A 19,819-nucleotide genomic window follows, 5' to 3' on the forward strand; every position below is an offset into this window, starting at 1 on the left:
CGACTACCCTGGTCCCACCCACCACCCCGACGGGAGGCCCGCATCGTGGAGCACGGCGTGACGCGCCGCAAGGCCGAGCCCGTCACCGACGGCCGCCGCGCCCGCGGCGCGCGCCGCCGGGCGGAGATCATCGAGGCCACGCTCCGCGTCGTCCAGCGCGACGGCGCCGGCGGCGTCACGCACCGCACCGTGGCCCGCGAGGCGGAGGTCACCACCAGCCTCACCGCGTACTACTTCGCCACCCTCGACGACCTGCTGGTGGCGGCGCTGTCCACGGTCGCCGACGAGTACACCCGCCGGCTGCACGAGATCATCGAGAGCGACACCGACGACCTCGAAGGACTCGCCGCCCTCGTCGCCTCCGCGGGCGGCGAGGGCCGCCGCCGCGCGCTCGCCGAGCGCGAGTTGTCCACGATGGCCGCCCGCCGCCCCGCCCTGCGGCCGGTCGCGCGGCGGTGGCGGGAGGCGGTGGCGCAGATCGGCGAGCGGCACTCCACCGACCCGCGGGCGGTCGACGCGCTCGTGGCCGCGACCGACGGGCTGTGCGCGGACATCCTGCTCACCGACGCCCGCCCGGACGTCCGCCGGATCCGTGCCGTGCTCGCGCACAGCCTGCGGACCGGCGAGGACCAGAGGCCGGGAGGACCAAGGGGCGGGAAGGGCTAGGTGTATTGATCACGAGCGTTGTTAACGCTCGTGATCAATAACACTAGGCGGCCCGGGGGCGCAGCCGTGTCGCGACGAGCAGGGTGAGGACGACGACCGCGGCCATGGACAGGAAGACGTCGGAGTAGGCGGCGCCTTCGTCGCCCGGGTAGAAGGGGTTGACGGCGTCGCCGCCGCCCTCCTGCCGGGCGGACGCCAGCACGCCGAACACGGCGGGTCCGGTGCCGGCGCCGAGGAACTGGGCGCCCTGCAGGATGCCCAGGCCCACGCCGGCCTGTTCGGCCGGCAGTTCGGCCGCCGCAGCGCCGATGATGGTGGTCATCACGAGCATGAAGCCGATGCTCAGTCCGAGGATCCCGACTCCGGCGGGGATCACGGACGAGCCGCCGGTGAACGTCGAGAGCCACAGCGCCGAAAGACCGATCAGCGCGAGCCCGGCGAGCACCGGGGGCCGCGGGGTGGCGCGGCTCGCGAGGCGGCCGATCGACGGCGAGAGCAGTGCGACGACGACCCCGGCCGGGATCATGACGAGCGCGCCCTGGCCGGGGGTGAGGCCGTTCACCTCGACGAGCAGCAGCGGGACGAACACCAGCCCGCCGAGGTTGACGGTCATGGCCAGGAACGCGACGAGCAGGCCCGTCCGGTAGCCGCGGTTGCCGAACAGCGCGGGCGGCACGAACGGTTGGGCGACGCGGACGGTGCGCCACCCGAAGAGCGCGAGGGCCACGAGGGCGACGACGAGGCTGCCCCAGGACAGCGCCGAGCCGAAGCCGGCCACCTGGGCCCGGGTCATGCCGAACAGGACGAGCCCCGCGCCGAGGCCGAGCAGGGCGCCGCCAGGCAGGTCGAGCGGTCCCGCGCCGGCCGGTGACTCGTCAGGGAGCACCCGCAGCACGGCGGGGAGCAGCAGCAGCGAGAGCACCAGCATGATCCAGAACAGCGCGGGCCAGCCGAGCCATTCGCCGACCCCGCCGCCCACCGCGGGCCCCGCGGCGGTGCCGACGCCGGCGCCCGCGGAGACGACGCCGATCCCGACGCCGTGCCGCTCGGCGGGGAGCAGCCTGGTCACGGCGATGATCGAGAGGACCGGGATCGCGGCCGCGCCGACGCCCGTCACGATCCTTCCGGTCACGAGCACGAGCAGGCTCGGGGCGACCGCACAGATCAGGCTGCCGACGGCGTAGGTCAGCAGCGCGAACGCGAAGAGCCGCCGCAGGCCGACCCGGTCGGACACGCGGCCGTAGAGGGGGATCCCGACCGAGAACATCAGCAGGAACCCGGTGACCACCCAGGCGAGTTCGGCCTCGGAGGCCCCGAAGTCGGCGCCGATGGTGGGGAGCATCAGGTTGACCATGTCGCTGGCGGTGACCGTGACGAGGATCGCCGACATCAGCACCGCCAGCAGGGGGAGCCCTCGGTCGGTGTGTTCGGCCGTGGTCGCCGTGGGGGTCATTCGGCACGTCCTTAGGGCTTGGGGCAGCTCGAACCGCCACCATGATGGTTACATTTTGGGCCGAAGAAAGGCGGAGGCCGGACCTCCGCCGTTCGATCGGTCAGTGCTCCTGTCGCGCGGCCTCGCGCTCGATGTCCACCACCCGCTGGGCCAACTGGGCGATGGTCGTCCGGCCGAGACGCTCCTCCATGGCCCGCTCCGCACTCCGGAACTCGACATCGAGCAGCCGCTGCATATTGCGCCCCACCGCGCACGCCTCACTCGGCGGATGCGGATGCCGCGACAGCACGGGGCCGGCCTCGACGGCGGCGTACGCGTCGTAGAGCGAGATCTCGCGCGCGGGGCGGGCGAGCGACCAACCGCCGTTGCGCCCCTCGGTCGACCAGACCAGGTCGGCGCCCCGCAGACTGCCGAGGATCCGCCGCACCAGGACCGGGTTGCTCGACAGGCTGTCGGCGATCTCGCCGGAGGTCAGCGTGCGACCGTCCCAGCGTGCCAGCATCGTCAGCGCGTGAATCGCGACCGCGCTCCGGCTGCTGACCCCCACCACGCCCCCTTCCTGGCCGGCGCGCACCGCCGACCGAACCGCAACCAAGCTAGTGTCAGTTCGGCCGGCGAGTCAACACCGCGGCGCTAGGCCGTTTCTTCTCGATCACGTTTCTGACCAGTCTCGCGGTCGGAGGACGGCGGTCCGCCGCCGCGGAAACGGCCTAGTCCACCACTGCGGCGACGGCCTCGATCTCCACGAGCTGGTCGTGGTAGCCGAGGACGGTGACGCCCATCAGCGTGCTGGGCACGTCGTGTTCGCCGAAGGCGTCCCGTACCACCCCCCACGCCTTCACCAGATCCTCCTGGCGGGTGGAGGCGACGAGGACGCGGGTGCTGATCACGTCCGGCAGCGCGGCGCCCGCGTCCGCGAGCGCGGTGCGCAGGTTCTCGACGGACTTGGCCGCCTGCCCGGCGAAGTCCCCGACCGCGGCGGTGGAGCCGTCCGCGTTCAGCGGGCAGGCGCCCGCGAGGAAGATCAGCCGGGCCTCGGCGGGCGCCGTGGCGGCGTAGGCGTACTCGGCGACGTCCGACAGGGAGTCGGAGCGGATGAGCGTGACGGCACGGGGCACGGGCAACTCCTTCTGCGCGGGGATCGGGCACCTACGACCCTCGCAAGGACCGGGCCCCGCGCGCCACGCATTTCTCTACGGCCCCGAGAACCCCGAGAGCCCCGGCAGTCCCGGGCGTTACACGGGGCAGGGGTGGTAGTGCAGACTCAGCGCCTCGTCGACGGCCGTGCTGGTGCGGGTGGAGGCGGCGATGACCTCCGGCCAGGAGCCGTACTTGGCGTAGAGCTGGTCGGCCGTCGGGCCGAGGGGGTTGCCGTACTTGGCCTGGTTGCGCTCCTCCAGGACGCGCACCTCTTCCGGCGACATCCCGGCGCGGGTGATCTCCTTGGCCTGGTTGCGCATGTCGACCAGCTTCCTGGCGACCTCCTCGTCGGACGCGCCGTCCGCCCGCATCCGGGCCTCTGTGCGGCGCATGTCCTCCAGCAGCCCGTGGTAGCGCATCCGGGTCTGCTGGGCCTCGGCCTTCTCGTCCCACGGCAGCACCCGGATCCGGCACACGACGGGATCGGGGCTGGGGCAGGGCTCGGCGGCCGGGGCGGGCGGTGCGAGCGGGGCGGTGATGACGGAGCCGCAGGCCCCGGACGGGCAGGCGGCGGCGGGATCCGCGGCCGGGCCCGCGAGCAGGGCGGCGGCGGTGAGGAGGGGCGCGAAGAGGAGCAGGAGGGCGCGCCGTAGCCGGTACGCGCCATGGGGAACGTATACAGACATACGCGGAGTTTTGCCCCGTGTACGTGTACGGTCCCGGAGGCGCACCGGCGACGCCCCCGCCCGGCGGATGCCCCGCCCACCGCCGTGCCTCCCCTGCGGCCCCCCGGGTCAGATCACGCCGTCGAGGTCCCGCAGGAGGCGGGCCCTGGAGCGGGCGCCGACCACGGACCGTACGGGCTCGCCGCCCCGGAAGACGAGCAGCGTCGGCACCGCGAGGACGCCGTGCGCGACGGTCGTCCGCGGATTGTGGTCGACGTCGAGGCGTACGGCCCTGACCCGGTCGCCCAGTTCGGCGGCGAGCGCGCCGATGACCGGGGTGAGCTGCTTGCACGACGGGCACCACTCGGCGGTGAACTGCACCAGCACCGGCACGTCCGCGCGCAGCACCTCCTCGGCGAAGGTCTCGTCCGTGACGTACGGAACGCCCTGGGTGGTCGTCTGCGGTGTCGTCCCCGGTGTGGTCGTCATGCGTCCTCTCCCGTCAGCCGCCGCACAGCGGCACGTCTCCGTCGGTCCCGGCCGCGCCGCACGGCGCCGGCAGCGCCTCGGCGCGCGCCAACTGCGCGGTCAGGTGGTCGCGCGCCGCCCGCAGTTCGGCCATCAGCCCGTCCAGCTCGGCGATCTTCCTGCGGTACATCGCGCGCGCGTCGGGGCACGAGTCGCCCGCCGGATGGCCGGCGCGCAGGCACTCCACGAACGGGCGCGTGTCCTCCAGCTCGAAGCCGAAGTCCTGCAGCGTGCGGATCTGCGCGACGAGCCGCAGCGCGTCGTCGCCGTACACGCGGTGGCCGTTGGCGCCGCGGTCGGCGGCGGGCAGCAGCCCGCGCGACTCGTAGTAGCGCAGGGTCCGCGTGCTGACCCCGGCTCTCTCGGCGAGTTCCCCGATGCGCATACGGCCGACGTTAGACGTTGACGCCGACGTCAGGACAAGCGCGGGACCCTACGCTTCCGGCCGGCGGGCCAGGACGTAGGCGCGCGTCGTCTCGGGCTCCTGGGGGTAGTGGGCGCGCTCCAGCGTGGCCTCGACCTCGAAGCCGGCGGCCCCGAGCAGGGCGGCCACCGCCGCCGGCTCCAGGAAGCGGAAGTCCACGTCGACCGGGTGCCCCCACCAGTCGTCCAGGTGCCGCACCTCGGTGCCGACGTGGAACGAGACCAGCAGCCGCCCGCCGGGCCGCAGCACCCGGCGGGCCTCCGCGAACGCGGGCGCCAGCTCCTCCGGTGCGAGGTGGATGACCGAGTACAGCGCGACCGCCGCGCCGAACTCGCCGTCCGCCGCGGGCAGCCGCAGCAGGTCGCCCTCGCGGAACTCCGCCGCCGGGTGCTCGCGCCGGGCGAGCGCGACCATGCCGGGCGACAGGTCGATCCCGACGGCCCGCGCCCCGTGCGCCGCCAGCCACCCCGTGACGTGCCCGGGGCCGCAGCCCAGGTCGGCGACCGGGGCGCCGTCCCCTGCCTGCTCCAGGACCGCCGCGAGCAGCGCCCGGTCCAGCGGCTTGTGCGCCAGCTCACCGCCGACGGTGCCGAGATAGGTCTCCGCCACGGTGTCGTAGCTGGTCCGGGTCCTGTCGTGGTCTCCCGCGCGCGCCATGGGGCACAGCATCCCACCACGAGCGCGCGGTCACGCCGGCGCCCTCGCGCCTCGCGCCCGCGCGGTCGTCGGCACCGTCACGTCGGCGCGGAGTCACCTCGGCGGCGTCACGTCCGCACCGTCACGTCCGCACCGTCACGTCCGTGCCGGAACCGCGGCCTCCGAGGCGTCGTCCGGCAGCGGCATCGAGTCCATGAAGGAGCTGACCGAGAACACCGCGCGCCCCGCCCCCGGCGGCCCGTACCCCGGAGGGGACGAGAGACCGTGGGTGTCCAGCGCGTCCTGGTACGTCTCCAGCAGCCGGATGTGGTACTCCAGCGGCGCGCCCTCGGGGTTGGCCTTGCCCAGCGGCGTCGTCGGCTCCGGGCACCAGGTGGTGAACCGCGGCACGACGCCGTGCGACATGAAGAAGTCCAGCCCCTCGCGCGTGGACGCGATGGCCTCGTCGACCGTCGTGAAGCCGAACGGCTCGGCCATCTCCACGCCCGCGACGAAGTTGGGGATGACGTTCGAGGGGCCGAAGACCTCCGCGGAGTCGAGGATGCGGCGGTGCCACTCGTCGCGGCCGACGTAGCGCTCCTTGCCGGGGCAGTACAGCTCGAAGAGCCGCCGGTCCCACACCTCGAAGTTGGGGTGGTAGATCTGCGCGCCGTAGTCGCGGAAGCGCTGCACGTCGGCCTTGGGCAGGGCCTGGGCGACGACCTTGCCGATCCAGCGGCCGGGGAAGCGCTCCTCGATGGCCTTGGCGTACTGGCCGTAGAAGTCGGCCTCGTCCTTGCCGCCGATGTGGGAGGTGACGGCGCCGCCGGTGAGGGTGTACGCGGTGGAGGTCTTCGCGGTGTCGTACCGGTCGATGATCTCCAGCGCCTCCAGCACCTCCTCCACCGGCTTCACGCCTGTGTACGGGCGGCCCGCGGCCTTGTGCTGGCGCCAGTTGTGGTTGATGTCGCAGTACTGGCACTCCTCCTTGGCGCCGAAGTACTGGCAGACGCGGAAGACCGTGAGGTAGATCAGGTAGCCCCACTGGATGGTGGGCGCGACCTCCATGACGGACTTCCCGTTGGCGAGCTTGTGCCGGTAGTAGTCCGGCATCGGCGGCAGCCCGACGTCGGCGATGCGCACGCCGTCGAGGTAGAGCCCGAGGGCCCCGTCGTCGCCGGGCTTCACGCGGTACGGGGACGAGGGGTTGACCCGTACGGAGACGACCGTGCGGCGCAGGTCGTACGGGCCGCCGGTGAGGACGACCTCCTCCGGCGGGCGGTTGAGCGCGGCGGCGCCCAGCTCGGGGAGCGTGCCGTGGTCGAAGGAGAAGATGAAGTACGACTTCGGCTTCACCTCGCCGGAGCCGTCCTCGCCCGCGCCGCTGAGCGCGGAGTCGTCGAAGGCCATCCCCCCGCGCAGCAGGTCTTCCTTGATCACGGCCTCTCTGGGCACGTGCGGGAAGCGGGCCATCAGGCCCTCGACGAGGTCGGTCCGGCTGCCGCTGGCTGCGGTGGGCATGTGCGTGCTCCTTCCCGGCGTCCGTGGCGGAGCGACGCCGCACCCTCCATTGAACACGGACGGCCTCCCGTCCCGGGCGCCGGGGGAGCGGACGTGCCGCGTCAGCGGGGACCGGAGGCCGGGACGGGGGCGCCGGTCCCCGCAGCCGGCACGGCTCGTACGGCCACCGCGTCGACCTCGAAGAGCATCTCCGGCAGCGCCAGCGACGCCACTCCGACGAGCGTCTGCGCGGGCGGCGAGCCGCCCCACACCCGGTGCAGCGCGGCGAGGACGGTCTCCAGCCGCTCGCGGTCGTGGCCGACGACGTACGTGCCGAGGCGCACCACGTCCTCGACGCCGAGCCCGGCGGCCGCCAGCGCGGTGCGGAGGTTGGCGAAGGACCGCTCGACCTGAGTGGCGAAGTCGGCGGAGACGACGGCTCCGGTCTTATCGGAGGCGTACTGGCCGGCGATGAAGACCGGCCGGCCGGGGGCGGTGGCGACGTGGCTGTAGCCGTATCCGGTCGGGTCGTGGAGCTGTGGGGGGTTTTGGAGCGTGCGGGTCATGGCCGGTGTGTCCTTTCGGGTGAATCCGGAACGGGGGCGGGGGTGTTCGGGGTGGCGCCGGGTGGGCTCACGGCGTCTCGGCGGGCGCGGCGGTACGGGCGGCGGCGGGCGGTATGCGTGTCGTACGGGTGCACAGGACTACCGCCGCGAGGGTGAGGACCGCCCCCGCCGCCGGCGCGAGCGCGCCGAGGACGGCGAAGGCGACGCGCCAGCCGCCGAGTTCGCCGGTGAGCGTGCCGGCCGGGACGCCGAGCACGGAGGCGGCCGAGACGCCGCCGAAGATGACGGCGGTCGCCCGCGGCACCTCGCGCTCCGGCAGGTCGCGGCCGACGGGGGTGAGCAGGCCGAAGGGCAGCAGCTCGGCGGTCATCACGGTGAAGATCCCGAGCGTGACCGCCGCGACCGCGAGCCGGCCACGAACGGCGGAGCGCGCGGGCGCCGGCGGCTCCGCGGGGGCCCCGGCCGTGATGGGATATCCTGGATATTCGACATCCAGAATCGCTCCCTGCTCCGGCACCGGCCGGTCCGTATCGGAAAGGTCCGTCAGCCGTTCGCGAGCCAGCGCCGCAGCCGCTCGGGCGCGGCGGGCGCCTGCGCCTCCGCCTGCTCCCGTACGTCCTCCAGCGTCTGCCCGGCCAGCTCCCGGCGCCACGCCAGCTCGGCGCGCGCCATCGCGTGCGCGAAGGCGCACGGCAGCCGGTAACTCGCGGGCGCCCCGCCGCCGGGCCCCTGCTGCCGGATCTCCGCGCAGCGGAACGCCTCGTCGGGGCCCTCGACCGCGGCGACGACGTCCATCAGCGTGATCCGCGCCAGCGGCCGGGCGAGCCGGAAGCCGCCGCGCGGTCCGGAGGTGGAGACGACGATGCCGGCCCGGACGAGGGCCTGGAGCTGCTTGTTGAGATACGGGGCGGGGAGCTCGTGGTACGCCGCGAGGCGGGCTGCCGTGACCGGGCGGTCGGGGCCGGCCCACGCCAGGTTCAGGCAACTGTGCAGCGCCCACTCGACGCCCTCGCTCATCCTCATGATTCTGGATATTAAACCTCCAGAATTACCAACGCAAGCAGGAGAACTGCGGAGCCGTGGATACGCCCAGCAGACCGTCCGACATCGCGACTAAGCGCCCAAGTCGGTTACTTTTCTGCACAACTGACTTTAGCGGCACACACTCAAATGGCGGATCAAATCCGGATACTCCGGCTACTGTTCTCCTCAAGTCGCAGCAGCTAGAGGGGAGTAGGGCGGATGGGGCCGATGAAGAAGATCCCGGGACAGCGCAGTCCGGTGGAGTGTGCGCGCGCCTTGGACCAGGCACTGGAGGCCCAGCGAGCCCGGACCGCGCTGGTCCGGGCGATCAAGAACGGGGAGGTCGACTGCGTCCAGGCGCTGGAGCGCGCGGCGCGGGACGCCCTGGCCGGGGACATGCTGGCGAAGGACTTCCTGCTGGCGCTGCCGGGGGTGGGCCCCGCGCAGACTGCGAAGCTGATGACGAAGCTGGGCCTCTCGGACACCCGCAGGCTCCGCAGTCTGGCGCCGGTGCAGCGGGAGCTGATCGGCGCGGCGGTACGGAGCTGACCCCCGCCGGGGGGTGCGGGGCGGGGCCGCGCGAGGGCATGCGGGGGCGGCACGGAGACAGGGCGCCCCGGGGGCGCGCTACGCGTGGGGGCCCACGTCCACCCGGCCCACCGTCAGCTCCGCCCGGCCCTCCATGATCCGGCCCAGCCGTTCCACCTCCCCCTCCAGCGCCCGGCTCCGCCGGGCCGGGAGGCGGTCGAGGGGTTCGACCGTGACCGTGATCCGGCGGCCCGAGCGGCGCTGGTGCCAGACGCCCGCGGCCTGGCCGTCGATGAGCAGCACCGGGAAGTTGCCCGCCTGGCCGCCCGCGAGGGCGCGTTCGTAGGCCCGCCCGGGGAAGAGGAGTTCGCGGGGGCGGCAGGCGATGGCGTACGCGTCGAAGTACGGCAGCAGCCGTACCCCGCGCGGCTCCTCCGCGGGCGCCGCCGCGTCACCCGCCACCACCCACGACGGCACCCCCGCCAGCTCCACAGGCTCGATCTCGGCCGCCTTCGCCCGCGCCGCGAAGAGGTCCCGGGCCCAGCCGGCGGGGGCCGCGAGCCAGCGGGCGAAGTCCTGCGGGGTGGCCGGTCCGTAGGCGTGCAGATAGCGGCGCAGGAGCGCGCTCAGCGCCTCCTCCGGGGGCGCGGGGGCGAAGCCCGGCAGCCAGCGCTGCGGGCTCGTGTACGTGACCTTCCGGCCGCGGTTGGGCCCGAAGCACAGCGCGCCGCGGTGCGCGGCCAGCGCGGTGGCGGCCCGCCAGCGCGGCCACTTCGTCTGGAACGCGTCCATCACCGGGTCCGCCGCCCACGACCCGGCCCGCTCGGCGAGGGCGTCTGTCAGCTCGTCGACGGTCAGCTCCGCGTCGGCGAGGGCGTCGGCCGCGGCGGCGACGACGGCGTCGGCCTGGCCGGGGGTGAGCAGGCCGAGGGTCCCGCCCCCGTTGCCTGAGCCGGCAGGGAGCGCGCCGAGCGCGCCGGTCCACAGGGGCAGGTCGGCGGCGGGGAGGAGGTGGATGGTGCCGCGGGGTCCGAACGTCTTGACCACGGTGCGGTCCTCCCACAGCGCGCGGCGTACGTCGGCGCGGGTGGCGTCGGCGAGGCGCATGCCGACGGAGAGTTCGGCGGCGGAGAGCACCTGGGCCTGCGCCCCGCAGAGGGCACGGAGTACGGCGGCGGGGGTGCCGGCGGGTACGTCGCCGGCGGAGGCGGAGCCCGCGGGACCGCTGCCCGCGAAGCCCTCGCCGACCCCCTTCCCCGCCGCCCCCGCGGCACCCTCCCCCGCCGCCAGCCCGCTGCGCTCCAGCCGGCGCGCGCTGGCCTGCGCCCACGTCATCGTCCGCATACCCATCCGCCGTCTCTCCTCGCCGCCGCCGACCCGGACGCCACCGACCGTAGGACCACTTCAGGTCAGGTTCCGTCCGCAATCCCCCCACACGGCACCCAGCCGACCGCCCTTTACCACCAGCCCCACCCCCACGCGGCCGTTTCCCGCGGAATCGGCCCGCGCCCCCGCCCGCCCCCTCACACTGGGAGCACGGTCGGCGCACGGGGCAGCGGCGCGGGCCGAGGAGGTGGTCGCCGATGGCATGTGGCTCGTGGAACTCCCGCCGATGCAAGACCAGGCACTACTGGCGCACGCCGGCGCCGAGGCGCTGCGCCACGCGGCCCAGACCGCCCGTACCCAACCGGCACTGCGCCGCACGCGCCCCCCGCCGGACCGCCTGCGGCTGATCCCGCGCGCGGTCGCGCTGCGGGCCGCGTACCCGGTCAACGCGGCCGAGAGCCCCGACCTCCACCGCCTCATGTTCGACGCGGGCCCCGGCCCGCGGTGTCCGTCAGTCCGGGCAGTGCGTCCCGCGCGGCAGTTGGTACGGGGCCGAGATGCGGTACGTGCCGGGGCGCGGGGCGTGCAGCCGGGTCCACTCGCCGGCCTTCGTGACGCAGCCCTCCAGGTTGACGTAGAGCTGCCCGCTCTCCGACCACTCCCGGACCCCGTCGACGTCCGCCCCGTCCGAGCCGTCGCCCTCCAGCACCTGCGGCGCCTCGACGCCCTCGCCGTCCTCGTCGACCAGCCCGAGCCACGGCGAGAACGGCACCCGCACCAGCACAGGACCCGCGTACTTCACGTCGATGACCAGCTCGCCCTCGTCCGCCCGCCGCACCTCCGCGGGCGCCTCGACCAGCGGCGTGGGGTCGTTGACCCGGAAGAGCCGCCAGTTCGCGTCCGCCCAGATCTCCGTCAGGTACGGCTGGCCCTCGGCGACGATCTTCGCCTCCTCGTGCGCCCCGGTGTCCGGCCGGTCCTCCACCGGCAGCACCACGTACCGCACGGCCCAGGTCTTCAGCCAGGCGTGGTACGTCTTCGGGGTCAGGCTGCCGTCGTAGAAGATCTCGTGCCGGTCGAGGTCCGCCTGCCGGTTCCAGCCGCGCGCCAGGCTCACGTACGGCTGCAGCGCGGACGCCTCGCGGTGGCTGCGTACGGGCACGACCTCGACCCGCCCCGCCTCCGCGTCCACCTGCTGCAACTGGTCCACCAGCGGCGCCAGCTCGCGCGTCCAGGCCGCGGTCGGGCTGGTGAGCACGAGGTCGACCACGGGCTTGACGACCACCCACACGGTGATGGCCGCGAACGCCAGATACGCCGCCCCCACCGAACGCATCAGCCGCGGCGCCGCCTGCCGGGTCCCCGTCTGCGCGATGACCAGCAGCACCGTGCCGCCGAAGATCAGCGCGAGCCGCTCGATGTTGCTGCCAACCGGCGAGGGGATGACCCAGGCGCCGAGCGTGCCGAGGAAGTAGATCGCCGCGACGATCCGGACCGTACGCCACGACTCCGGCGCCATCAGCCAGATCAGCGCGGCGGTGATCATCGGCGCGACCGCGGAGATCCACGGCATCGGCATGTTCCCCTGGAACGGGAAGAGCCAGCTCGACAGCGCGACGACCACCGGCGGCGCCGCCCCGAGCAGATACGCCTCGGTGCGCCGCTTCTGCAGGAACAGCCCGGTGGCGACCACCCCGGCGAAGAGCCCGGCCACCGGGCTCGCGGCCGTCGCCAGCATGCTGGTGAGCACGATCGCGGTGCCCCGCCAGCCGCCCACCGGCCGCCGGCCCTTCCCGGCCTCCTCGCCTTCATCGTCCTCGTCATCCTCGTCGCCGTCGCGGTCGTCGCGGAAGACCAGCGCGATCGCGACCAGCGCGAAGAGCAGCCCCAGCGCGAAGGTCACGCGGCCGGAGGCCGCGTTCCCCACCAGCGCCACGGCGCCGAAGAGCGACGGCACCAGCGGCCGCGGCACGTACCGGCAGCGGGCGAGGATCAGCGCGAGCACGCCCGCGGAGAGCGTGCCGGCGAGCACCATGGTCGTCCGCACGCCGAGCACGGCCATCAGGTAGGGCGAGACGACGCTGTACGAGACCGGGTGCATGCCCCCGTACCAGGCGAAGTTGTACGCCGTGGAGGGATGCCGGCCGGCGAACTCGGCCCAGGCGTCCTGCGCCGCCAGGTCGCCGCCCTCGTTGGCGAGGAGCAGCAGCCACAGGATGTGCAGGATGCCGGCGGCGACGAGGGTGGTGAGCACGGGGCGCTGGGCGAGCCAGCGCAGATGCGGGCGGAAGCGCTCGGGCGGGGTGAAGCGCAGCCGGGCGGCGGAGGGTGCGCGGGGGGCGGCGGCTTCCGTACGGAGGGTGCCGCCCTCGGGAGCGCCGCCGTGCTTCACGTCCGTACGGGCAGCATCGCCACCCGCCCCGGCGGCACCGGACGGGGCCGCGTCGCCCCCGCCCGCGGCCGTACCGTCGCCGCTCTCGTCCGCCGTGCTCTGCCCCGCGGGATCCGCCGGATCGCCGGAGCCCGCGGACGCAGGCGCGGGCCGGCCCCCGTCGGCTCCTGCGGCGGCTCCATCTGCTGATCGGCCGCCGGACGCGGCTTCGCGGTCCGGCTGCACGGTGGTCACTGCGACGACTCCCCGTCTTCCCTTGACGTCCCCGGGGGCGGTGCCAGCGACGCTAGCACGGGCGTACGACGCCCCCGGGCGCTAACCGAGCCTGCTGAGCTTCGCCCCCATGCCAGGCTCCGCCAAGTCCTCCGCCAGCGCCACCGGCACCCGCACTTCTCCCTGGCCGGAGCCCATCGTCAGCACCCCGACCCGGTCACCCTTCGCACCCTCGTGCGGCACCTCTCCGGTGCGGTCGGGGCCGAGTTCCAGGCCCACCTTCAGGCCGCCCCAGCCGGGCGCCACGACGTCCTCGGTCGCCACCACCGGCGTCGTACCGCCGAGGCCGTCGTCGACCTCGCCGACGACCTCGCCCTTCTTCACGACGGTCATGTCCGTGAGCGCCTTCTCGCCCGCCGCCATCAACTGGCGGCCGAACTCCATGGCGGTCGGAAGCTGCGGCACCGCGTACTGCCCGAGGACCGCGCCGACGATCAACTGCTCCTCGCCCGCGACCTTCTTCTCGGTCGCGAAGAGGAAGTTGCCGCCGGCCTTGGTGGTCGAGCCGACCTTGATGCCGATGCCGTGGAGCGGAACCATCTTGTTGCTGTTGTCGTGGTCGTCGCCGCGGCTGTCGGTGTAGACGGGCATGGCGACGATCTGCTTGAACAGCGGGTCCTTCATCGCCGCCTTGCCGATGATCACCTGGTCCTCGGCGGTGGAGACGGTGGACTCCTTCAGGCCGCTGGGGTCGCTGTACGTGGTGCCGTCCATGCCCAGCTCTTCGGCGGTCCTGTTCATCTCGTCCACGAACGCCTGCATGTCGCCGTCCGAGTGCCAGCGGGCGAGCAGCCGGGCGACGTTGTTGGCGGAGGCGATGAGCAGGGCCTGGAGGGCTTCCTTCTGGCTGAGCTCGGAGTCCGGGTCCAGCTCGACGGTCGTCTCCCCCTCGGAGCTGAGGGCGGCCTCCTCGACGGCGGTGTCGTCGACGGGGATGCTCGCGCCGTCGCCGCCGGGCTTCATCGGGTGGTCGCGCAGGATGATGTAGGCGGTCATGACCTTGGCGACGCTGCCGATCGGCACGGACTTCTGCTTCCCGTACGAACCGAGGCTGCCGAGCCCCGCCACGTCTATCGACGCCTGCCCCTCGCTGGGCCACGGCATCTCGGGGGTGCCGCCCTCGAAGGAGTAGCTGGAGGCGGCGGTGAGGGTGAGCGCGGGGGCGGGCAGCGGGCGGAGCATCTGGACCACGCCGAGGACGATCGCGAGCAGGATGACCAGCGGCGTCCAGATCTTCACGCGCCGTACGAGCGTACGGGTGAAGGTCTCGGGCGGCGGCGGGGTGTTGGTCAGCTCGGCGAGCAGGTCGAGCGGCCGCTTCTCCTCGTACGGCGGGAGGGGCTGCTGCTGCGTGCGCTCCCACCCGGGCGGCGAGTCGGGCCCGGCGGGAGGCTTGGGCGGCGCGGAGTCGGGGGCCGCGGCGGGCGCGGGGACCGCCGGGGGCGCCGTGGGGGCCGCGGGGACGGCCGGAGGCGCGCTGGGGACCGCCGGAGGCGCCGCGGGGGGCGGCGGCGGGGCGGCGGTGGGCTTGGGGGGCAGGTCGGCGTCGGTCTTGAGCGGCACGAAGGTGCTGCCGGGGGGCCCGGCGAGCTTCCCGACGGGCGGGGTGTCGGCGGGGTCGCCGTCGCCGCCCGCGTCGGGCACGGCGTCGGCGGGCTCGTCCGCCACGGACACGTCTTCGACGTCACCGGCCACGGCATCGGCGGGCTCGTCGTCGCCGGTCTTCGTCACCCAGGCGGCGACGGCGGCCCGCAGCCTGTCGTCGCCGCTGACCTTGGCTGCGTCGGCCTCGGCGACGAGCCGGAAGCTGGCGGTGGCGGAGTCCTTGGCGCGGGAGCGCGCCGGGGACCCCTCGGAGGACCCGGTGCCGGAACCGAGGCCGGAGCCGGAGTCCGGGGCGTCGTCGGAGAGGCCGGAGCCGGAGCCGGGACCGGAGTCCGCGGTGTCCTCGGGGGCGCCGGAGCCGGCACCCGCGGCCTCCCGGGCCCGCCCGGGGGCGAGATCGCCCTCCACACGCGCCTCAGCGGCCTCAGAGCCCGCGGAGCCACCCGAGCCCTCACGGCCGCCACGAGAGCCGCCCAGAGCCCCCTCAGAGCCCTTCCCGGCCCGGGCCCCGGGCACGGAGGCCGCACCGCGGGCGGCGGTCCCGCCGCCCTCGCCCTCCGGCCGGGCCGAGCCCGACGTACCCGAGCCACCGTCACCGGGGGCGATGTCCCCGATCCGGAACGCGGCGGTCGCGGAGTCTCCCGTGGCGCCAGAGGCGCCGGAGGCCGAGTGGGGCTTGCCGGCCGTCGTGGCGCCGTCACCCGCCGCGCCCGCGGCCTCCGCCCCGGACGCGGACCGCGCGGCGGAACCGCCGGCATCCGCCGACGCCCCGGCACCGGCCTCCGGCCGGGACGCGGACCGGTCGTCGGAACCGTCCGCCTCGGCCCGATCGCCCTCGGGCTTGGGCCGCGACGTCGGTGCCGGACCTGCGTCGGCCGGTTCGGCGGGCTTCGGGGCAGGCGCCGCGGCGGGGCGCTTGGCCGGGGGTTCGGCGCCCGGGGTCCGCTCCGGCGACTTGCCGCTCTTCGGTGCCGGCTCGCTCTTCGCCTTGGGCGCGGCCTTCGCCTTGGGCGCGGCCTTCGGCTTCGGGCCGGGCGCCGTCTTCTCGCCGGAGCCTTTCGGCTTCGGCGACGAACCGGACGTCTTGCCGTCGTCGCTCGCGGGCTTCTCCGCCCCGCCCTCTGCTCCAGCGGGTGTTTTGTCCGCCTTCGGGCGGGAGCCGTTCCGTACCGCCGAGCCCTCGGCGCTCGCCGACTCCGCCGACTTCGCCGCCTTGCCGCCGCCGGCCGTGCGCTTCGCACTCGCCGCGGGCTTGGACTTCGACTCGGACGACGATCCCGACCCCGACTCCGGTCCCCCTTCCGCAGCCGGCGCCTTGCCGTCCTCGTCCGCCGGCTTCGCCGCCGCCGCGCTCTTCGGCTTCGCGCCGGAACCCTCGCCGCGTGCCGGCGCCTTGCCGTTCCTGCTCGCGGGCTTCGGTCGCGACTTCGCCTTCCCGGACCCGGACCCGGACTCCGGCTCGGCGCCGGGACCGGGCTCGCCGCCCGCCGCGGCCGCGTTGTCATCCGCCGCCGCCCCGGGGGCAGTTCGCTCCTCGCCGCCCTGCGCGGGAACCGCCGCGGAGGCGGGGGCGTTGTCGGTGGAGGACGTGAACGCCAGACGTGGGTCACGTCCGCCGTCCGGATCGCGAGGTTCGCGTTCGTCCACGGTCGCCGACCCCGACGGTTGCTGCTCCTCGGGCCTCCCGGGGGACTCGACCGCCACCGACTTCCTCCTCCTGCGTCACAACCGCACAACCGCGTCAACCATGGCGTGGCCACCCACCCTAAGGGGACGCAGCCGTCTCTCGCCCGCATCTGAGAGACGAGAACGACATACCTACAGGTTCCCGATCAAAGCGCCCACGCACTCTCGACAGACCAATGTGAGAGGCGTCACCCTGTCATTCATCCACGCGGGGAGGCATGGATGGGCAGGAGCCGCAGAACACTTCCGGAGGAGCTTCTGCTGCTGGCACTGGACCCGGCCACGGGTACCACTGCACAGCCGCAGTCGCTCGACCTCGGCCTGGCAGGAGCACAGCTCGTCGAGCTCGCTCTGGCCGGGCGAATAGCCCCGGACGGGGATCGTATCGCCGTGATACTTCCGCGTCCGACCGGGGACCCCACTTTGGACACAGCGCTGGAGTTGCTGCGTCGCCGGGGCAGTCCCGTGCGCGCGGTGAACTGGATAGGTGGGCCACGTCTGGGGTTGCGCCAGACGTATCTCGCTCATCTGGAGCGCTGCGGCATGGTGCATGCCGTGGAGAGCCAAATGTGCGGGGTACTCCCCACCACTCGATATCAGGCAACCGACACCGCCATCAGCCGGGAGATCCGTGCCCGGCTGGACAGTGCGATCCGCACCGGCGTCCCGCCGGACCCGCGGACCGCGGCGCTTGCCGCACTGGCCCACGCGGTCGGACTCGGCAAGCATCTCTACCCCGGGAACGAGGGGCGCTCCGCGCGCTCCCGGCTCCGGGATCTGATCAGGCACGACCCGATGGGCGGTCTGGTGGCGCACGCCGTGATGGACGTGCAGAACGGCGTCACCGCTCAGCCGCGGCGCACCCCCGGAGGCGGCCGTCCCGCGGCCCGCCCGCCGGCTGTCGCGCAGCCTGCCGGAGTTCCCGCGGGGTCCCGCCGCGCGGGGATGATCCGGACGGCCGCGGTGCGCTGAGCCCGCCCGGCGGTCGCCGCGCGCGACGCCGCGTCCGTACGCACGCATCCGCGTACGGGCGAGGCGTGGCGTCGGCGGTGCGCCGGGCCGGGAACGGGAGCCGCAACGCAGGGCCCCGGCGCGTCGAGACCACTCGACGGGCCGGGGCCCTGCCCTGCGTTCCGCACGCGCCCGGCCGCGGCCGCTCCGGCGCCCGCCGTCCCGTGCCGGGCACATTGTGGGCCAAACCTTCGCCCGCTGCGGCGATTTCCCGACGATCGCAGCGGCGCACACTCCGTCGGTGGCAGGCTGCACCCAGTAATGAGATACGTCCGCACGCGGATTACGCACCCGGAGGTGCAACTCCCTTGGCGTCCAACGTCAACCCCACGGTCAGGCGGCGCCGCCTCGGCCAGGAGCTGCGCAGGCTGCGCGAGCAGAAGAACATGACCGCGGAACAGGTCGCCGACCGGCTGCTGGTCTCGCAGTCGAAGATCAGCCGGCTGGAGAACGGCCGCCGCAGCATCAGCCAGCGCGACGTCCGCGACCTGTGCGGGGTGTACGAGGTGGAAGACGAGCGGATCGTCAACTCCCTGATGCAGATGGCGAAGGAATCCCGCCAGCAGGGCTGGTGGAACGCCTTCGGGGACGTGCCGTACAGCGTCTACATCGGCTTCGAGACCGCCGCCGCCTCACTGCGCATCTATCAGTCGCTCGTCGTGCCGGGGCTGCTGCAGACCCGCGAGTATGCGGCGGCCGTCATCGCCGGCAGTTCGCCCGAGGTGAGCGCGGCGGACGTGGACAAGCGGGTGAACGTACGGATGCGGCGGCAGGACCGGATAAAGGGGACGGAGCAGCCGCTGCGGCTCTGGGCGGTCTTCGACGAGGCCGCGCTCCAGCGTGTGGTGGGCGGCCCGCAGGTCATGCGCGAGCAGTTGGAGCACCTGATCGAGGTGTCGCGGTTGCCGCACGTCACGGTGCAGGTGCTGCCGTTCGAGACGGGCGCGCACCCGGGGGTCACGGGGCAGTACGCGATTCTGGAGTTCCCCGAGGAGTCCGACTCCAGCGTGATCTATCTGGAGGGCGTCACCAGCGATCTCTACCTGGAGAAGAGCGACGACGTCCACAACTACAGCGTGATGTACGAGCATTTGCGGGCACAGGCGCTCAATCCAGAACAGACCCGGAAATTCATCGCGGATACGGCCAAGAAGTACGCCCGCTGATAGTCGGGGGCGCGACCGGGTACCCCAGAACGGAGGCACGGTACACCCGTGGCCGGACGCTCCGGAAGCGCAGCGGCCTTTCGCCATCCGGTTGAGTGAAAGCCCCCTGACCGGTGGGTTGTTGAGCGGTAGCGTCTCGGCGTCGGGCCGGGGCGTCGACAACACTCCGGCCTGGAACGGGCAGGAAGAAATTGAGTTCCTCAGTGACCGGAGAAGAACATGGCAATCGAACTCGGCGCCACCGGCGCCTGGACCAAATCAACCTACTCCGCGGGCAACGGCGAGTGCATCGAGGTGCGTTCGACCGCTCCCGGGCTGGTATCCGTACGCGACTCGAAGGTCCCGGACGGGCCGGTCCTGGACTTCACCCCCGAATCCTGGGCCGCATTCGTGGCCGAGGCGGCCGGCGGGGCTTTCCGTACGGTCTGACCGGCGGTGAATCCGTGAGCTGACCGGAATCTGCACAACCGCATGTCCGAACGCCCTCTCGACTGGCTCGCCGTCCCGGCCGAGAGGGCCCGGCCTTTCCGCCCCGTCCCGCCGCCTACCCCGCCGCCGGGCTTGCGCCCGGGCTTGCGACGGGGCCGAAGACTTCGGCCGGCTGCCGGCCCTGGCGCCACACCCCCGCCGCGAAGACCGCGGCCGCCTCCAGCAGCCCGGCCCGCTCCAGCCCGCCGACGTCCACCGGCTCGCCCCCCGCGTCCCGTACGAGCGTCCGCACCGCCGTCAGTGCGGCCTCGTCGTCCCCGCACAGCGGCACGGCGACCCGCGCCTCACCGGGGCCGGGCGGGCTGCGCCGCCAGACGTCGGCGGGCGCGAGGTTGAAGCCCTTGACGACTCGGGCCCCTTCGGCGAGACCGGCGATCCGCCGGGCGGCGCCGGGCCCCCCGGCCAGCAGGTCCGGGTCGGGCTCCATGGTCGCCAGGTCGAGGGCGTTGGTGCAGTCGACGACGGCACGTCCCCGCAACACCCCCTCCCCCGCGCCCGCCTGCCGCAACACGTCCGCCAGCGCCGCGTACGGCACGGCCAGCAGCACGACGGCGCCGAACCCGGCCGCCTCACGCAGGCTCCCGGCCCGTCCGCCGACCCGCTCCGCCAGCTCCGCCGCCTTCGCCGCGCTCCGCCCGCCGGCCAGCAACTCGTGCCCCGCACGTGCCCACGAGCCGGCCAGCGCCTCCGCCATCGCCCCGGTGCCCAGCACTCCGATACGCATCGTCGCTCCTCCATCGCT

The 19,819-nt window shown here is 73.9% G+C and carries 19 protein-coding genes and 1 pseudogene; 5 read left to right on the plus strand and 15 right to left on the minus strand.

Annotated elements, in window-relative coordinates; genetic code table 11:
* The first annotated feature begins 57 nt into the window (after window positions 1–57).
* Window positions 58–666, plus strand: a complete 609-nt coding sequence (locus DMB38_RS13395) for a TetR family transcriptional regulator (RefSeq protein ID WP_240662183.1) — start codon at window positions 58–60, stop codon at window positions 664–666.
* Window positions 667–709: 43 nt separating this feature from the next.
* Here the strand turns inward: DMB38_RS13395 and DMB38_RS13400 are convergent, their stop codons facing one another.
* The 11 genes and pseudogenes from DMB38_RS13400 to DMB38_RS13450 all read right to left on the minus strand — a co-directional run bounded on the left by DMB38_RS13400 (window position 710) and on the right by DMB38_RS13450 (window position 8,595).
* On the minus strand, window positions 710–2,119 hold the full coding sequence (locus DMB38_RS13400) for an MFS transporter (RefSeq protein WP_125935387.1): 1,410 nt from the start codon (window positions 2,117–2,119) through the stop codon (window positions 710–712).
* Between the two features lie 100 nt (window positions 2,120–2,219).
* Window positions 2,220–2,666 carry an Rrf2 family transcriptional regulator gene (locus tag DMB38_RS13405; protein ID WP_240662185.1) on the minus strand — a complete coding sequence of 149 codons (447 nt, stop codon included), beginning with the start codon at window positions 2,664–2,666 and terminating at the stop codon, window positions 2,220–2,222.
* Between the two features lie 163 nt (window positions 2,667–2,829).
* A complete protein-coding gene (locus DMB38_RS13410; protein WP_047016277.1) occupies window positions 2,830–3,237 on the minus strand; it encodes a RidA family protein in 408 nt (135 codons plus the stop codon).
* Window positions 3,238–3,354: 117 nt separating this feature from the next.
* On the minus strand, window positions 3,355–3,945 hold the full coding sequence (locus tag DMB38_RS13415; protein WP_125935389.1) for a hypothetical protein: 591 nt from the start codon (window positions 3,943–3,945) through the stop codon (window positions 3,355–3,357).
* A gap of 108 nt (window positions 3,946–4,053) precedes the next feature.
* On the minus strand, window positions 4,054–4,413 hold the full coding sequence (locus tag DMB38_RS13420; protein WP_125935390.1) for a thioredoxin domain-containing protein: 360 nt from the start codon (window positions 4,411–4,413) through the stop codon (window positions 4,054–4,056).
* Window positions 4,414–4,426: 13 nt separating this feature from the next.
* Entirely contained in the window at window positions 4,427–4,837 is a 411-nt protein-coding gene (locus DMB38_RS13425) for a MerR family transcriptional regulator (RefSeq protein WP_125935391.1), read from the minus strand.
* A gap of 48 nt (window positions 4,838–4,885) precedes the next feature.
* Window positions 4,886–5,533, minus strand: coding sequence for a class I SAM-dependent methyltransferase (locus DMB38_RS13430; protein ID WP_047016281.1), 648 nt, complete (start codon window positions 5,531–5,533; stop codon window positions 4,886–4,888).
* 135 nt (window positions 5,534–5,668) lie between these two features.
* Window positions 5,669–7,033 carry a radical SAM protein gene (locus DMB38_RS13435; protein WP_047016282.1) on the minus strand — a complete coding sequence of 455 codons (1,365 nt, stop codon included), beginning with the start codon at window positions 7,031–7,033 and terminating at the stop codon, window positions 5,669–5,671.
* Between the two features lie 101 nt (window positions 7,034–7,134).
* Entirely contained in the window at window positions 7,135–7,578 is a 444-nt protein-coding gene (locus tag DMB38_RS13440) for a RidA family protein (protein WP_125935392.1), read from the minus strand.
* Between the two features lie 133 nt (window positions 7,579–7,711).
* Window positions 7,712–8,070 (minus strand): annotated as a pseudogene (locus DMB38_RS13445) (MFS transporter); the annotation flags it as partial.
* Between the two features lie 51 nt (window positions 8,071–8,121).
* A complete protein-coding gene (locus DMB38_RS13450) occupies window positions 8,122–8,595 on the minus strand; it encodes an Rrf2 family transcriptional regulator (RefSeq protein WP_125939006.1) in 474 nt (157 codons plus the stop codon).
* Window positions 8,596–8,820: 225 nt separating this feature from the next.
* Between DMB38_RS13450 and mihF the strand changes: the two genes are divergently transcribed.
* Window positions 8,821–9,150, plus strand: coding sequence for an integration host factor, actinobacterial type (mihF, locus tag DMB38_RS13455; protein ID WP_047016286.1), 330 nt, complete (start codon window positions 8,821–8,823; stop codon window positions 9,148–9,150).
* A 78-nt stretch (window positions 9,151–9,228) separates the two neighbouring features.
* Here the strand turns inward: mihF and DMB38_RS13460 are convergent, their stop codons facing one another.
* From DMB38_RS13460 to DMB38_RS13470, 3 genes are all read right to left on the minus strand, one after another.
* Window positions 9,229–10,479: a winged helix DNA-binding domain-containing protein gene (locus DMB38_RS13460; RefSeq protein ID WP_125935393.1), complete on the minus strand. Its 1,251-nt coding sequence runs from the start codon at window positions 10,477–10,479 to the stop codon at window positions 9,229–9,231.
* Window positions 10,480–10,966: 487 nt separating this feature from the next.
* On the minus strand, window positions 10,967–13,081 hold the full coding sequence (locus DMB38_RS13465) for an MFS transporter (protein WP_125935394.1): 2,115 nt from the start codon (window positions 13,079–13,081) through the stop codon (window positions 10,967–10,969).
* Window positions 13,082–13,162: 81 nt separating this feature from the next.
* Window positions 13,163–16,429, minus strand: a complete 3,267-nt coding sequence (locus DMB38_RS13470) for a D-alanyl-D-alanine carboxypeptidase (RefSeq protein ID WP_125935395.1) — start codon at window positions 16,427–16,429, stop codon at window positions 13,163–13,165.
* A 204-nt stretch (window positions 16,430–16,633) separates the two neighbouring features.
* On the opposite strand from DMB38_RS13470, the gene DMB38_RS13475 reads away from it, so the two are divergent.
* The 3 genes from DMB38_RS13475 (at window position 16,634) to DMB38_RS13485 (ending at window position 19,017) form a co-directional block, all read left to right on the plus strand.
* Window positions 16,634–17,383: a GPP34 family phosphoprotein gene (locus tag DMB38_RS13475; RefSeq protein ID WP_027770634.1), complete on the plus strand. Its 750-nt coding sequence runs from the start codon at window positions 16,634–16,636 to the stop codon at window positions 17,381–17,383.
* Window positions 17,384–17,730: 347 nt separating this feature from the next.
* Window positions 17,731–18,588, plus strand: a complete 858-nt coding sequence (locus tag DMB38_RS13480) for a helix-turn-helix transcriptional regulator (protein WP_125935396.1) — start codon at window positions 17,731–17,733, stop codon at window positions 18,586–18,588.
* Between the two features lie 219 nt (window positions 18,589–18,807).
* A complete protein-coding gene (locus DMB38_RS13485; RefSeq protein WP_047016289.1) occupies window positions 18,808–19,017 on the plus strand; it encodes a DUF397 domain-containing protein in 210 nt (69 codons plus the stop codon).
* A gap of 115 nt (window positions 19,018–19,132) precedes the next feature.
* Here DMB38_RS13485 and DMB38_RS13490 read toward each other — a convergent pair whose 3' ends face one another.
* Entirely contained in the window at window positions 19,133–19,801 is a 669-nt protein-coding gene (locus DMB38_RS13490) for an NAD(P)-binding domain-containing protein (RefSeq protein WP_125935397.1), read from the minus strand.
* Between the last annotated feature and the right edge of the window lie 18 nt (window positions 19,802–19,819).

The organism is Streptomyces sp. WAC 06738 (genome assembly GCF_003945505.1).
Lineage (GTDB): Bacteria > Actinomycetota > Actinomycetes > Streptomycetales > Streptomycetaceae > Streptomyces.